This window comes from Kitasatospora sp. NPDC001175 (assembly GCF_053598215.1).
In genome coordinates this window covers 43,175-56,955 of the sequence record NZ_JBSFJU010000018.1, presented here as the reverse complement: position 1 = coordinate 56,955, position 13,781 = coordinate 43,175, and the positions used below count along the sequence as shown (strand labels likewise).

Genomic DNA, 13,781 nt, shown 5'->3' with positions numbered 1-13,781 from the left:
GTTCATTCAGGCGCGGGCGGGGTGGCCGGGCGGTAGTGGGTGGGGCGGTGGCACAGCTGGCCGGCTGCCCGGGTGGACGGTGCCGGTGGCGGCGAGCGGGGACATGGAGGGACAGCGGTCGGCTGGCCAGCCGTCGGGGAGCTCGGCGAGGTGCAGGCGGCGCGAGAGGGCGCTGACGGGCAGCCAGACCGGTCCGGCCGGGGTGGTGAGCTGGTCACGGCTGAAGGTGGCGGCGGCCAGGTAGTCGAGGGCGGCGTGGCTGGTGAGGCGCTTGTGGAGGTTGGCCTCGCGGCGCTGGCTGTGGAGGGTGAACAGCACGAGCGGTCGGCTGCGAGTCGCGATGGCGAGTTCGGCGTAGTTGTCGAGCTTCGCGGCGAGGCGGGTGAGGGACTCCGTGCCAGTGTCGTGTTCGAGGAAGAAGGAGATCTCGCCGCCGGAGGCCGTCCACGTGGCGTAGGCGTCGGGCTGGGCGAGGTCGCCCCACTGCTCGCGGCAGCGGCGCTCGGACCACCAGGCGCTCAAGTACCCAGTGGGAGCGGATCCCTGGATGAGCTGGGTGAGGGACGTGGCCACCCCGAGGTCATGGGTGAGCGTGGGGGAGAAGGCGGTGCGGGTGCAGTGGTCGGGGTGCCATCCGAGCGCGGCCGGGGTGGTGGCGTGGCGGGCGGCGAGAAGGGCAGCGCCGGTGGGGCCGAGGGTGTGGTGGGCGGGGGAGGAACCGATGGGCAGCTGGGGGCGGAACGAGGTGAGCAGGCCGAGGCCGGTGAGGGTGGCAAGGCGCCGGTTGGCCGAGCGGCGGGAGGTGTAGGAGAGGTCGGTGATGTGGGTGGTGGTCAGGACGGAGTGCTCCAGCAGCATCTCCAGCAGCCACAGGTCGCGGGCCGTCAGGCGGGAGGCGAGGGCGTACAGCGGCGGCTGGCGGCGGGTGGTGCGGGGGCGGGGGCTGGGCACGAGGGGGCTGGGCATGGGGCCTCACTTTCGGGTGGCGGGGCCGTACGTGGTGCGGGAGGAGCGGCGGACTTCGGTGGCGCGGCCGGGGATGCTGGGCGGCAGCGGAGTGGTGCGGAGGGTGAAGGCGGGGGCGTCCGCGGAGCGGGCGACGAGGCGGGCCGCGGCCTGGTAGGCGCCAAGGTGGGAGAGGTCGTGGGCGGTGAGGTTGGGGCGCATGTGGCGTTCCAGGTCCCGGGCGTCCTCGGGGGAGGCGTTGAAGACGACCTTGGAGCGGGCGTTGGCGGAGATGCCTTCGCGCAGGTCGTGCGGGAGCTGGGCGAGGTGCTGGTGGGCGAGGACGAAGCCGAGGCGGTAGCCGCGGGCCTCGGCGAGCATGTCCTCCAGCGGGTAGGGCAGGGTGAGGAAGTTGTGGCACTCGTCCATGTAGAGGGCGGCGTCGCGGCGGGTGTCCTCGGGACGTGCGGCGCGGCTGGTCGCGGCCTGCCAGGTCTTGGCGACGGTGAAGGAGCCGAGGAGGCGGGCGGTCTCCTCGCCGAGGACGCCCTTGGGCAGCCGGACGAGGGCAATGCCGCCGTTGAGCACGCTGTCGAGGTCGAAGGTGGAGGGCCCGCCGGCGATGGTGTTCTGGACGAACGGGCGGAGCAGGAACGTACGGAGCTTGTTCATGAGCGGTCCGATGGCGGCTGCCCGTGAGGGCTCGGACAGTTGCTCGTACCAGTGCCAGAATCCGCGCAGCACCTTGTCGTTGATGCCGTGGGCGACGCGGCGGCGATAGACCGTGTCCGTGAGCAGGGGCGGGATGTCGGCGAGCGTGACCGTGCCTCGGGTGGTCGTGCTGGTCATGAGGGTGAGGCAGGCAGCGCGCATGACGTCGTCGGTACGAGGGCCCCAGAAGGCGGCGAAGATCCGCCGGAAGATGCCGACGAGGTTGTCGACGACGACATCCGCGTCCGCTCCCTCCAGGACGTTGAGGCGGGGTGGCAGGCCGCGGTCGTCGGGGTCGATGAGCACGGTGCGGCCGAGCGCCGACTCCGGCATGCGACTGAGCAGGTCGAGGACGAGGTCGCCCTTCGGGTCGATCACCAGCGCGCCTCGCCCGGCCTGAGCGTCGTCGAGGATCATGTTCGCCATCAGGGTGGACTTGCCGGAGCCGGTCGCGCCAATGATGTGGACGTGGTGGCGGCCGTCTGCCACCGACAGGCCGACCGGCCGGGCGAGGCCGGTGTCGGCGGTGCCGAGCGGCTTGACCGACGGACCGGGCACGGGGATCGCAGTGGTGGGCTGCACGGAGTGCGCGCCGGCACGTTCGACACCGGGGGCCGCGGGGTCGGCGGGCAGGTGGGCGACTACGGCGAGTTCGGTGACGGACAGGAGGTCGCCCCGCGGTGGGAAGTGCCGCTCGTCCGTCGTCTCGGCGGGCCGGCGGAGGCGGTGACGGGCATACCAGTTGCGGCCGGAGTACACCGCGAACGCCGACGCCACAGCATGCGCCCGGCTGCGGGCCTGCGTGCGGGCGGTGTTCAGGGCTGAGCGCTGGGCCGCCTTGTCGCCGTCCGGGGCGTCCGCGATGGGCACCGTGACGCAGTAGCGGACGCAGGTCTCCCACTGCGGACCTGCCGCTTTGGCCAGTGCGGTGCGCAGCTCGCCGCTCTGCTCGGGGTCCCGGGGAGCGGGTGTGGTGCGCGACGGCTGATGGGTGAGCAGGTCGAAGAGCCGTCCCGCACGGCTTGGGTGTCCGGAACCGGTTCGCAGGTGCTGGAGCCGGCGCTTGGCCCGGCGGATGCGGGCACCAGTGGCGGGCCGGGCGAGAACGCTGACGGTGATCTCCTCGCCGGTCTCCGCGCCGAGGCCTGCGCCGAGCAGGGCGCGCAGCGGGTCGGCGGCGTGGTCCGTCTTCAGCGGGAGGATCTCCGGCCGGGCGAGTCGCAGCCGGCCGCCGGTGGAGTACTGGGTGCCCTTGGCGAGGCGGGGACCGGGGTATTCGAGCCTGGTGTGGGCGCCGGGCCAGGCGGCTTCGACCGCGCGCCGCAGCAGGATCTGCGGCACTGAGGCCGGTGCCCAGAGGCGGATGCGCAGTCCGTCGGCGGTGAACCGGTATTCGAAGGCGAGGTGTGGCTGGCCCTTGCCGACCCTGCGCCACCACGGCCGCAGCAGGCCGACGAGGTGGCTCCAAAGCGCCTCGGCCGAAGCCGGCTCGACGGTCGGCGGGACCAGGATCGCCAGCACGGTGCCCCCGGCGGTCAGCCAGCTCTGCCGCGCACGGTGGGCCCGCACTCTGGTCGTCTGCCAAGTCACGGCTGCCGCTGCCGCCGCCACGGCGAGCAACGGCCAGCTGGTAGCGACGGCGGACCAGACCGCCTCGGTGGCGCCGTGCCACCAGCTGGACGGATCGATGAGAAACGGGGCCAGTGGGCCGCCCGGTTGCTGGCCGCTCACCGCTGTTCCTGAGTGCCGTGGGCCTGGTGAGGGTCGGGGATTTCGGCGGGGTTGGTGGTGATCAGCCTGTGCTCGGTTGAGGAGGCCGTGGTGGTGAAGGCGGCGCGCTGGCCGGGGCCGGCGCAGAGCAGGGCTTGGCCTTGGAGGGCGGCGAGGAGGTAGGCGGCCTCGCCGGCAGACAGGCGGAAGGCTTCGGCGACCGCGTCGATGGCCTGCGGTGCTTGGCGGAGCAGGATCTGGGTGGCGGCGTTCGCCACGATCGCCTTGCCCAGGTCGGTGGCCAGCAGATCGGCGGTGTCCTGGGTGATGACGGACAGGCCTGCCCAGCGCTTGCGCGAGGATTTGGCCATGCGGTAGAGGAATTGGGCGCCGTGCTCGTCGCGCATCAGCAGCCAGGCCTCGTCGACGATGATCAGCCTCGGTCGTCGATCGCCTGGATCCGTGACGACCCGCCAGATGGCGTCGAGCGTGAGCATGGTGGCTGCGGCTTTCAGCTCGTCGGGAACGTCCCGCAGCGAGTACACGGTCAGATGGCTGCGCCCGGTGTGCGTGGTGCGGCCGTCGAAGAGCCTGCGGTGGCTGCCCGTCGCGTACGGTGCGAGGCGCTCGGCGAGCCGCTTCGCCGCCGGATCCTCCGTGTCGGCGAGGGTCTGGGCGAGGTCGGACAGCAGCGGTGCCGGGCGCGTGTGCGTTCGCGGATCCGAGGTGATCCCGGCGCGGCGGTACGTCGCGAGGATCGCCGTGTCCATCAGCGCTTTGTCTGCGCTGTCGAGTGCCTCGCCGAGCAGGACGGCGAGGAAGCTGTGCAGGAACAGTGCTCGGCGCGTCAGACCGTCACCCGTGCCGGGATCCGCGTCGGCGAGGTCGAGCGGGTTGATCCGCACGCCGTCGGCACCGAGGCGGACTGTGGTGCCGCCGACGGCTTCGGCGAGGCGGGTGTACTCGTCCTCTGGGTCGATGACGAAGACCTGTACGCCTTGGTAGAGCAGCCGCAGTGCTTCGAGCTTGGCGAGATAGGACTTGCCGGCCCCGGACCGCGCGAGCGTCACCGAGTTGTGGTTGTCCTGCGCGAACCGGTCCCACAGCACCAGACCGGACGCGGCGGCGTTCAGCCCGAACAGAACCGGTCCGACCCCCGCCCCCGCAGCAGAGCTGGTCCCGCCGGAGGGAAGATCGGGTGAGGCGAAGGGGAAACACGCCGCGAGGGCAGCCGTGTCGAATGTGCGCTTCGTGTCCAGCTGGTCCACGCAGAGCGGCAGGCAGGTCGTCCAGCCCTCAAGCGCTCGCCAGGTCGCGGTGTGGCAGCGCAGCAGCATTGACTCAGCGATTGCCCGCACCGCGGACAACTCGTCCGCGAGCTGCTCCCGCGTGGTGGCATAGATCGTGAGGTAGAGGCCGAGGCGGAAGAGCTTGCCTTCGCCTCGCGCAACGCGCCAGGCGAGCTCGGCGGCATCCTGCGCAGCGGCCTCCGTCTCCGGGTCCTCCAAGCGTCCCCGCTGGTAGCTGGTCCGGCGCTCGGCCTCCAGCCGGGCGCGCTGCTTGCGCAGCCGCTGGCCCGCGATCGCGGGAGGCAAGGGTTCGATGTGCAGGCTGACGTCGAGCCGGCCCAGGTAGGTCAGCAGGGGTTCCAGCCAGCCCGGTCCGACCTCGGCCGGGTAGCCGGTGACGATGAGCGTGGTGGCGAGCAGGTCGCCGACCGACAGGACGCGGGGCTCAATCTGGATGCTGTCCGGCCCTAGGCCGAGTCCGGTCGGCTCGTCGGCGCGGAGGTCATGTCGGCGCTTCACCAGGCACTCCCTTCCTCGGAATAGGTGATGGGCATGTCAGGGAGTGCGGGGTTCGGGTGGAGCGGGGTGTCCGGCGCAGTGGCGGCAGCCAGCTGCGCGAACGCCTCGTTCCCGGTCAGCACCCGTACCGGGATCTCCGCTGCGGCCAGCAGGCCGGCTGTCTCCTCGGCGCGACGCAAGGACCGCAGGGCTGCTGCGCGGTCGAGGCCCGTCTCGCGATGTGCGAGCAGCACCTGGCGGGACAGCAGGTCCTGTTCGGCAGCCAGGTCCGCGAGGAAAGCAGCGTGCTCAAGGCATGCAACCTCCAGGAGCGGGTGCGGAAGTTCCGGGGCGGAACGTTCCAGAGCCGCCACGGCTGCTCCGGTCTCCAGCCGCTGGGTACGGACCAGGATCTGAACCGGCTCGGTGAGCGCGTTCAGCCAGCGGGCGAACGCGGACAGGAGCACCTGCTGCTCGCCGCCCGTGCGCAGAGCGAAGTTGACGGTGCCTGCCCGGCTGAGCGCAACACGCCCGGCACCGGCAACGTCCAGCACCCCGTTCTCGCCGACTGCAGCGACCGGCAGGACGAGCCTGGTGGCGCGTGCCGGAGCCTGCTCGCCCAATACGAGGTCCTGCCAAGGCATCGACGCGGCGTTCGGAGCGGAGTGAGGGGAGAGCCGGCGAGGCGTTCGGCGGTGGCGCCACGCGGCCAGCAGCCACCGGTCCAGCGGAAGATGGTCGCGCCGCGTGAGGACGGCGAGCGTTGCGGCTGTGGCGATAGGCAGGGCACCAGCGAGGTAGAAGACGGGTGGCAGCACGTGCCTGAACGCTCGGTAGCCGAGCCACAGCATGATCGCGACTGCGGCCAGTTGAAGGGCCTGGCGCGCGGTGAGCGGGCCAAGGACGGTGTCCTCTCTGTCCACGTCGGCAGGGATCTTGACGAGCGAGGGCCAATCGCCTTCGTCGCGGGAGTACTTGCTCACTCTTGAGGTTCAGCTCCTTCCCGGGCGGCGGCTGTTGCCGCCGTTGTCGTCGAGCGGTGGGCGAAGCGGTGCCGGGCGGGGGATCGGCGGCGGGAGATCGGCTCGGGCGGGTCGCAGGTTGGCCGCCGACGAGGAGCGGTGAGTGGATGGCGGGGCGCTGGGGCCCGGCGGCGGAGTGCTGGGTGAAGGGCCGGACGGTTTGTCGTGCGGACCGCCTGATCCCTTTGGCGCGCGGCCTCCACCCGCTCCGCCGGTCCCGCCGCCGGGCGCCTGGGGGGCCTGAGCCGGCCCGATCGCGGCCCCTGTCGTGCCGGACTGCGCGGTGTTCGGCGGGCGGGAGGCCGTCTTGTACGGGGTGCCCCACTGGTACTGCGGGACCGAGCCCGAGCCGCCGCTGCCTCCGCCGGTCGGCGAGGAGCCGGGAGTAGAGGGCCTGGAAGCCGAGGGGCCGGAAGCAGAGGGGCCGGAGCCCGATCCTGGCGACGGAGGAGCGCCCCTGCCCGGGGCACGTCCGGCGGTGCGACCACCAGGTCCTGCCCCGGGAGGTCCACCTCTCGGTCCGCCAGGGCGACGAGGACCGGTGGGTCCCGTCGGACCGCCGGGTGGCCGACCTCCTGCCGGGCTGCCACCCGAGCCTCCTGCGCGGGAGCGGCCCATGCGGGGGACACTGCGGGCCGTGGAAGAGGCTGCCCCGGTGGCGCTTCGAGCAGCGCGGAGCCTGCCGGCGAGCTGGGCACCGAACGCATACGGACCCATAGGCATCCCAAGGGCGCCAAGAGCGATCTTGCGCACGGTACGCAGGCCCCCGATCCTCGGGCCGCCTCCGCCTGTGACCGTTCGCGCTGGCGTGGTGACGATGCGACGGATCCAACTGGGGATCTTGATCAGGAGGTAGAGCGTGCAGCACAGCAGCATCAGGTTGATCAGCGCGGCGGAGTCCGGGACGGGCACGAGCCCGTAGTTGCCCGGGTCCAGGAGGGCCTTGACGCAGACGAGGAAGACGATCGCCTGCGCGATCTCGGTGCCGAGGCAGCCAAGGTAGGCACGCCACCACAGCCGGGCGATGCCGTCGCTGAGCGGGTGCGCGTGGCAGGCGAGCATCAATGGGGCCGCGACAGTCAGCACAATCGTGGCGGCGGTGCGCACCAGTGCGGTGATCAGCAGCGCCGAGCCGAGTACGGCGACGGCGAGTGTGAACACCAGCAGGTACAGCGGCGCGGTCGGAGAAGAGATCTGGGCGAGGAGCAGCCCGATGAAGGTGCCTGCGACGTCCTCGGCTGTGATGCCTTCGCCGAAGACGGCCGCCGCGACCGCGTTCGCCACGCTGAGGGTGGTGGAGCAGATCGTCAGTGACAGGTTCGAGGCGGCGATGCCCAGCAGCAGTCGCGGGATGACGTCCTGCGCTCCCCAGCGCTGCTGGACACTGCCGTGGGTCATGGTGGTGATCCCGGCGGCGAGGACGAACAGCCCGTACACGCCGAGTGAGACCAGTCGCATGCTCTCCCATAGCTCGCGCACCCGTGGTTGCTCGGCCGGATTGGGCGTGGTGAGCAGGGCTCGGACCATGGAGTTGATCAGCGGGGTGACGAACGGCCGGATCAGGTCGGCCAACCAGTGCGTGATCGCCTGGCGGATCTGGCCGGGGATGTCCCAGAACGACACCGATTCCCCGCCCCCGCTGCCGTGCTCGGGCGGAGGCGTGGGCGAGGGACCTGGCGACGGAGCCGGTGTCGGCATCGGCCGAGGCGGCACCTTGGCCGGAGGAGAAGGAATGAGACCGGCATCCTGGCCCGAAGTCCCCGGGTCCGCCTTCGGCGGCGAGGGAGAAGGCGCGGACGGCCCGGCGCCGGGAGCGGGACTCGGGTCGGCGTGAGCCCGCGGCGACATGACCAGGACGACGGTGAGCATCCCGATCGTGGCGACGGACATTCCGATCCATGGCCACCAGCGCCAGCCCGGTGTCTGAAGCGATGTCACGTCGCTCCGACCAGACCCTTGAGGATGTCGAGGATCACCGGGGCCAGGATGGCGATCATGTAGCCGATCCCGGCGGACTGGAGGGCAGTCTTCGCCTTCTGGACCTCACCCGGATCGCCTCCGGCCAGCAGATATCGCAGGCCCCCGATGGTCAGGAAGGTGGTGGCGACCGCCGCGATGATCCCGGTGATCCACGTGGTGATGTTGCCGAGCACCTGGTCGAGCGTTGGTGGCTTGGCCGGCGGTTCGGCGAAGGCTGATCCGGCGACCAGGATCACCAGCAGCGCGGCGAGGGCGAGCACGGCGGGCAGAGCGTAGGGCGAGGCGGGTGGACGGCGCGATTGGGGCGGACGAGCGGACACGGGGACTCCCGCATGGGTGCGAACATCGGGCAGAAAGGCGAAGCGGCTGGGCCGCGGAGAGAGGGGATGCGGTCGGTCGGGCACCTGGCCGGGGGCTCCATCAGGCCGTCACCTCCCCTCGCGGGTCGGGCGGCGGGTGGCAGCGGTGTCAGCGTCTGCGGCGGAGTCCTCGGGACTGACGGATGCCGGCCCCGCCCGTGGATTGGCGAGGCCGCATCCCCTTCTCACCTGCTCAAAACGCCATCAACTGGCGTTTTCTAACGCTCGATCATCAGATCGACCGTGGCCGTACAGTCGAGCCTGCCGCTGCGGATGGCCTCGGCGAGCTTCACCTCCGCCCGGCGCCGCCTCATCCCCAGTGACTCCGGCGTGCACCCCCGCTGCTCGGCCAGCACCCGGACCGGCATGCCCTCCAGGCGGGTGCGGGCGATCAGCTCGGCCGCGTCCCGCGACAGCACACCCTGGCCGATTGCCAGCTCCAGCACGGCCTCCGGGTTCGGAGTCGCGGCATGCTGCGCTTCCTGCTCGCCAAGGTCAGCCGTCCTGCGGATGTGGCCCGTCTCCTGGTTCCGGAACGTGCGCGCCGCTCGGTCCGCAGACCAGCACAGGGAAGCCGGGATCGTGCCCGGCGCCGTCATCGCGTGCGCCCGCTCCCGCAGCGAGATGAGCGCCTCCCAGAACCCGGCCAGCATCACCTGCTGCACCTCCACCGCCAGCTCCGGCACCTCCCGGCGCATCCGGCCGGCGATCCGCCACAGCCCCGGCAGGGCCATCCCGCACGTCGCCACCCGCCAGTCCTCACCGGCCTGACCGTCGGCGCGGGTCAGGTGCAGCAGCCGAAGCCACACCGCTCCGCGCGCCTGGAATCCGACGGACGGGCGCAGCAGCAGCGCCCGCAGAGCCGCCATGTCCAGCCAGCTGTCCGGCAGGCCCTCGCCCAGGTCGCCGACGTACAGGGCCAGCGGCACCGGCCGCTCCACCAGGCGCTGCATCTCCAGCTCCACGAGCTGCAGCGGCTCGACCGGCCGGTTCGAGATCGTACGGAAGTTCATGCTGGTGCTCCTTCGGTCCGTTGTCGTCGGCGGTGATCGCCGAGTGGACCGAGTGCGCCAAGGCCCGTAGAGCCGCTCCGGAGCAGATCTCCAGACGGTCCAGAGACGGCAAGGCGCCAGCACGGAGGTCACATGTAGGCGAGGCGGAGTCGACAGGCCTCCACCTCACCTCCATTACTGCGGTGACCTGCGAAAACGCTGTCCGTGACCGCCTCGAAAGCCCCGAGGTGACGCCCCAGGAAATTCCTCAAAGAAATCTCTCCAGGCCTCTTCCCCTTGCAGCAGGGAGACAGACTCAATGCCGGGAAGCGCCAGGTCACCGAAAAGCTCGGGCGGGCGTTAGAAAGCCGCCCTCTGCCGCGTTTCTCTGGATGTCAGCGTCCTGCGGCGGCCATCAGGCCGAGACCCATGAACCACCCCGCACCTGAAGCTGCCGCCAACCCCCAGCAGCCCAAGATCACCTCCAGCAACGCGAACAAGGCCGTTCCACTGTCGGTCTGGCTCACCGAACCGCCCGTCGGCTGCTGCCCGACCTGCGAGAACCCCACCAACGCGGCGTGTGCCCAGCGGATCCCGTCCGGCCTGGCCAGGCAGATCGTCGTGGCCTTCTCAGCCCGCGGCGATCTCGTCTTCATCCCCGATGTCGGCAACGCCGCCGCCCTCGTCGCCGCCGTCCAGGCAGGCCGAAGGGTCCGCGCCCTCGCCCCCAGCCACCAGAGCGCGAACCTCGCCTACGACACCCTGCACAGCACCGCCCCCGCCGTGGCGTCCCTCGCCGTTCTTCAACGCGGCACCCCGGGGCATCCCTCCGGCAGGGCGGACAGCCACCAGAGGCGCGCCCGCCTCGCGATCGCCGCACCCCACGACTCCGCCACCCCCGGACAGCTCACCGCACTCGCCGAGACCTGCACGCGCGCACTCCGGCCGGATGGCGTCCTCGTCATCTGCACGCGGCAGACCAGCGGCCAGGAGACCGCCGGCCACGTCGTCGCCCACGCCCGTGCCGCAGGCCTCGTCTACCTGCAGCACATCGCCGCCGTCGAAGCCACCGCCCACGAGGCCGGCCTCGTGCCCTTGGCACCCGTCACGCAGCATCGCCCGGGCTGCGCCTGCCACCACCCCCGGCCCGGACCGGGCCGCCACGCCCTTATCCACAGCGACCTCCTGGTCTTCACCAAGCCCTGAAAACCGGCCAGCCCGCCGCCCGTCCGAAGCCCACGAGGAGCGCCCGCATGACCACCAGCCCCGACACGAAGCCCGCCGTCACCCCGCCCCGGTCCCCGTCGGCCGCACCCGGCGCGGTGACGCTGGCGCAGCTGCCCACCTCGGTCTGGGTCACCGCACAGAAGGACGCCCGCAACCAGCGCCGTGGCCGCTACAGCCCCGCCTCCGCTGCCCACCCCGCCAAGATGCTCCCGGCCATCGCCGCCCATGCCGTCGCCACCTACACCGCCCCCGGCCAGCTCGTTCTCGATCCGATGTGCGGCATCGGCACCACCCTCGTCGAGGCCGTGCACCTCGGCCGAAACGGCCTCGGCGTCGAACTCGAAGCCCGCTGGGCCGCCGTCGCCCGCGGAAACCTCAACCACGCCCGCGCCCAGGGTGCCGTCGGCCACGCCCGCGTCAAGACCGGCGACGCCCGTCGCACCCATGCCCTCGTCGGCCCCGACCAGTACGGCCGGGTGCAGCTCCTGCTCACCTCCCCGCCCTATGGCGCCTCCCTGCACGGCCAGGTCGTCTCCAGCCGCGAGAGCGGCCAGCCCGGAATCGCCAAGTTCGACGGCACCTACGGCAACAACCCCGCCAACCTCGCCCACGCCGCCACCGACGACCTCCTGGAGGCGTTCACCACCATCCTCACCAGCTGCCTGCCGCTGCTTGCCAACGGCGCGTACGTCGCCGTGACCGCCCGCCCCTGGCGCCACCACGGCGAACTCGTCGACCTGCCCGCCGCCGTCATCGCCGCCGGCCAGGCCGCAGGCCTCACCCCCGTCGAGCGCTGCGTCGCCCTCCTCGCCGGCGTCCGCGACGGACAGCTGGTGGCCCGCCCGTCATTCTTCCAGCTCAAGAACATCCGCGCCGCCCGCGCGGCCGGCGTGCCGATGCACCTGATCGTCCACGAGGACGTCCTCGTCTTCCAGAAGCCCAAGCACCGTCCAGCCCCGGTCCGCCCGGACTGGCCGGACGCGGCCGCCTGGCAGGCGTCGTGACCCGCCGCCTGTTCCCGTCCGCACAGGACGCCTCCGACCGGTCGTCTCCGTGCCCTAGGCAGCAGTCCCAGCCGACCACTGACATCGGGACCGCCGGGCAGCCCAGGGACTACAACGCCTCGCAGGCCCCGGAAGCAGCAGAGCAGGGCAGCAGCCTCGCCGAACTTCTCGGTCTCCCGCCAGCCACCACTGACACTGGCCACCCCGCCCCCCGGGACCGGCAGCGCCCCAGGCGTCGCAGGACGCCTGGCAAGTCCGGCGACCTGTCCGACGCTGCCCGGCCCGACACCGTGCACGCTGCGGGGGATCGCCTCCTGCATACTCCGGAGCAGGCTGCGGCCCTCCTTCAGGTCCCTGCCTCCTGGCTGCGTAAGAAGGCCGCCTCCGGAGCTGTCCCCTCAACCCGCGTCGGCCGACACCTCCGCTTCAGCCGCCAAGATCTTGACGACATCATCAGAGTCGGCGCGCGGTCCCCGAGTCCCAGGAAATGACCACCTCGGACATGGCCTGACCAGCGCAGATCTGCTCACGGCGAACATCCGCCGACGGTCTTGCCCTCATCGCCGCCTCCAAGCGTCCATCGTCGTCGCCGGCCCGTGGAAACGCGGGCCGGCGGCAAACCCTGCCGACCCCGATCTGACAGGAGGCACCCGTGGCCTGGATCGAGAAGCACGGACGCGGCTGGCGCGTCCGTTACTGGAACAGCGACGGCACCGCAGCAACCGTCCCCGGCACCTTCCCCACTGAAGAAGAAGCCCGCGCCCACGCCGCCACCCTGGGCGGGACCCCCGGCCCGCCGCCTGCGGTCTTCCTCGCCCCGCAGCCCCAGACCCCGCCACCTGCCATCCCGGCGGACACGCCTGCCGTCCAAGCACAGCCCGCACACCCGGCCGAGGCAGCCCCGATCACCGTTGCGCAGTGGATCGAGGAGTGGTGGGACACCATCGACATCGGCGACAACACCCTCGCTCAGTACCGCAGCATCACCAAGAACCACATCCTGCCCCGCTGGGGCACGACGCCGATTGCCGACATCACTGCGGCCGACGTCGCCAAGTGGACCAAGCAGCTCCGCGAGAACTACAAGCCGAGCACCGTCACCGCCATCCGCAAGCTCTTTTCCTTGATCATGGCGGACGCCGCCGACAACGGCCTGCGCGATGGCAACCCGGTCCGGCGCCACCGCGGCCGCGGGCACGCACATCCCCGCACCGAGCGCGTCTGGGCCACCGAGCAAGAGGTCAACGAGATCGCCCGCCGCATCCTCACCCTCGCCGGACCCAACCAGGCCCTCCTCATCATCACCGCCGCGTACACCGGGATGCGCTGGGGAGAGCTCGCGGGGCTCCGGCGGGAGCGCTGCCACACCGGGGCCCTCAACCCGCGGATCGTCATCGACCCCGAGGTGGGTGCCCTTCACGAGATCAACGGCCAGCTCTCGTACGGCCAGCCGAAGACCGCGAGCAGTGCCCGGACCGTCACTCTCCCGCCGTTCCTCGCGGCACTCCTCGCCGCCGAACTCATCCGCTCTCGAGCCAAGCCCGTCTTCACCACCATCACCGGCAAGCACCTGCGCCGATCTGGCTTCCAGCGCCGACTGTGGGCTCCGGCTGTCAACGGCACCACCCTCCCCGACGGCACCGTCTGGAAGCCGATCAAGCCCGGTCTCACCTTCCACGGCCTTCGTCACTCCCACAAGACCTGGATGATCGAGGACGGCATTCCCGATGTCGCCCAGGCCCGCCGACTCGGCCACCGCCTCCAGGACAAGATCGACGACGTCTACTCCCACGTCGCCGCCAGCGTCGAGCAGCGCCTCCTCGGTGCCCTGGAAACGCGCTGGCAGCGCGCCCTGGACGGCGCTGCCAGCACCGAGATCACTCCGGAGGACGGCGAGTGACCCCCGCGGCTGTTGCCGTTGCACGCTTCCGATCCGGGATCTGCTCACGGCAGATGTGGCAGATGGGGCGCCGTGCGTGTCCCGCTGCGTGGCTCTGCGTTGTACAGGGGCGGACAGCCACCATGAGTCGACCCCATCCGGCCG

Annotated in this window: 11 protein-coding genes; 4 read left to right on the top strand and 7 right to left on the bottom strand. The window is 71.5% G+C overall.

What is annotated here, in order from left to right; genetic code table 11:
- Positions 1-6: 6 nt before the first annotated feature.
- The 7 genes from ACWDAK_RS15935 to ACWDAK_RS15905 form a co-directional block, all read right to left on the bottom strand.
- The gene (locus ACWDAK_RS15935) at positions 7-966 is read right to left on the bottom strand and encodes a replication-relaxation family protein (protein WP_427393467.1); all 960 of its coding nucleotides are present in this window, start codon (positions 964-966) and stop codon (positions 7-9) included.
- Between the two features lie 6 nt (positions 967-972).
- Positions 973-3,387, bottom strand: a complete 2,415-nt coding sequence (locus tag ACWDAK_RS15930; protein ID WP_427393468.1) for a type IV secretion system DNA-binding domain-containing protein — start codon at positions 3,385-3,387, stop codon at positions 973-975.
- A complete protein-coding gene (locus tag ACWDAK_RS15925; protein WP_427393469.1) occupies positions 3,384-5,174 on the bottom strand; it encodes a VirB4 family type IV secretion system protein in 1,791 nt (596 codons plus the stop codon). The genes ACWDAK_RS15930 and ACWDAK_RS15925 overlap by 4 nt, the downstream gene beginning before the upstream one ends.
- A complete protein-coding gene (locus ACWDAK_RS15920; protein WP_427393470.1) occupies positions 5,171-6,136 on the bottom strand; it encodes a PrgI family protein in 966 nt (321 codons plus the stop codon). The genes ACWDAK_RS15925 and ACWDAK_RS15920 overlap by 4 nt, the downstream gene beginning before the upstream one ends.
- 9 nt (positions 6,137-6,145) lie before the next feature.
- A complete protein-coding gene (locus ACWDAK_RS15915) occupies positions 6,146-7,798 on the bottom strand; it encodes a hypothetical protein (protein ID WP_427393471.1) in 1,653 nt (550 codons plus the stop codon).
- Positions 7,799-8,109: 311 nt separating this feature from the next.
- Positions 8,110-8,475 carry a pilin gene (locus tag ACWDAK_RS15910; RefSeq protein WP_427393472.1) on the bottom strand — a complete coding sequence of 122 codons (366 nt, stop codon included), beginning with the start codon at positions 8,473-8,475 and terminating at the stop codon, positions 8,110-8,112.
- 257 nt (positions 8,476-8,732) lie between these two features.
- Positions 8,733-9,527 (bottom strand): sigma-70 RNA polymerase sigma factor region 4 domain-containing protein, encoded by a 795-nt coding sequence (locus ACWDAK_RS15905; protein ID WP_427393473.1) that lies wholly within the window; start codon positions 9,525-9,527, stop codon positions 8,733-8,735.
- A 408-nt stretch (positions 9,528-9,935) separates the two neighbouring features.
- On the opposite strand from ACWDAK_RS15905, the gene ACWDAK_RS15900 reads away from it, so the two are divergent.
- The 4 genes from ACWDAK_RS15900 to ACWDAK_RS15885 all read left to right on the top strand — a co-directional run bounded on the left by ACWDAK_RS15900 (position 9,936) and on the right by ACWDAK_RS15885 (position 13,637).
- Positions 9,936-10,712 (top strand): hypothetical protein, encoded by a 777-nt coding sequence (locus tag ACWDAK_RS15900; RefSeq protein ID WP_427393474.1) that lies wholly within the window; start codon positions 9,936-9,938, stop codon positions 10,710-10,712.
- A 47-nt stretch (positions 10,713-10,759) separates the two neighbouring features.
- Positions 10,760-11,737: a TRM11 family SAM-dependent methyltransferase gene (locus ACWDAK_RS15895; protein WP_427393475.1), complete on the top strand. Its 978-nt coding sequence runs from the start codon at positions 10,760-10,762 to the stop codon at positions 11,735-11,737.
- Entirely contained in the window at positions 11,734-12,228 is a 495-nt protein-coding gene (locus ACWDAK_RS15890) for a helix-turn-helix domain-containing protein (protein WP_449806473.1), read from the top strand. Before ACWDAK_RS15895 ends, ACWDAK_RS15890 begins: the two co-directional genes overlap by 4 nt.
- Before the next feature lie 161 nt (positions 12,229-12,389).
- The gene (locus ACWDAK_RS15885; protein ID WP_427393477.1) at positions 12,390-13,637 is read left to right on the top strand and encodes a tyrosine-type recombinase/integrase; all 1,248 of its coding nucleotides are present in this window, start codon (positions 12,390-12,392) and stop codon (positions 13,635-13,637) included.
- The last annotated feature ends 144 nt before the right edge of the window (positions 13,638-13,781 follow it).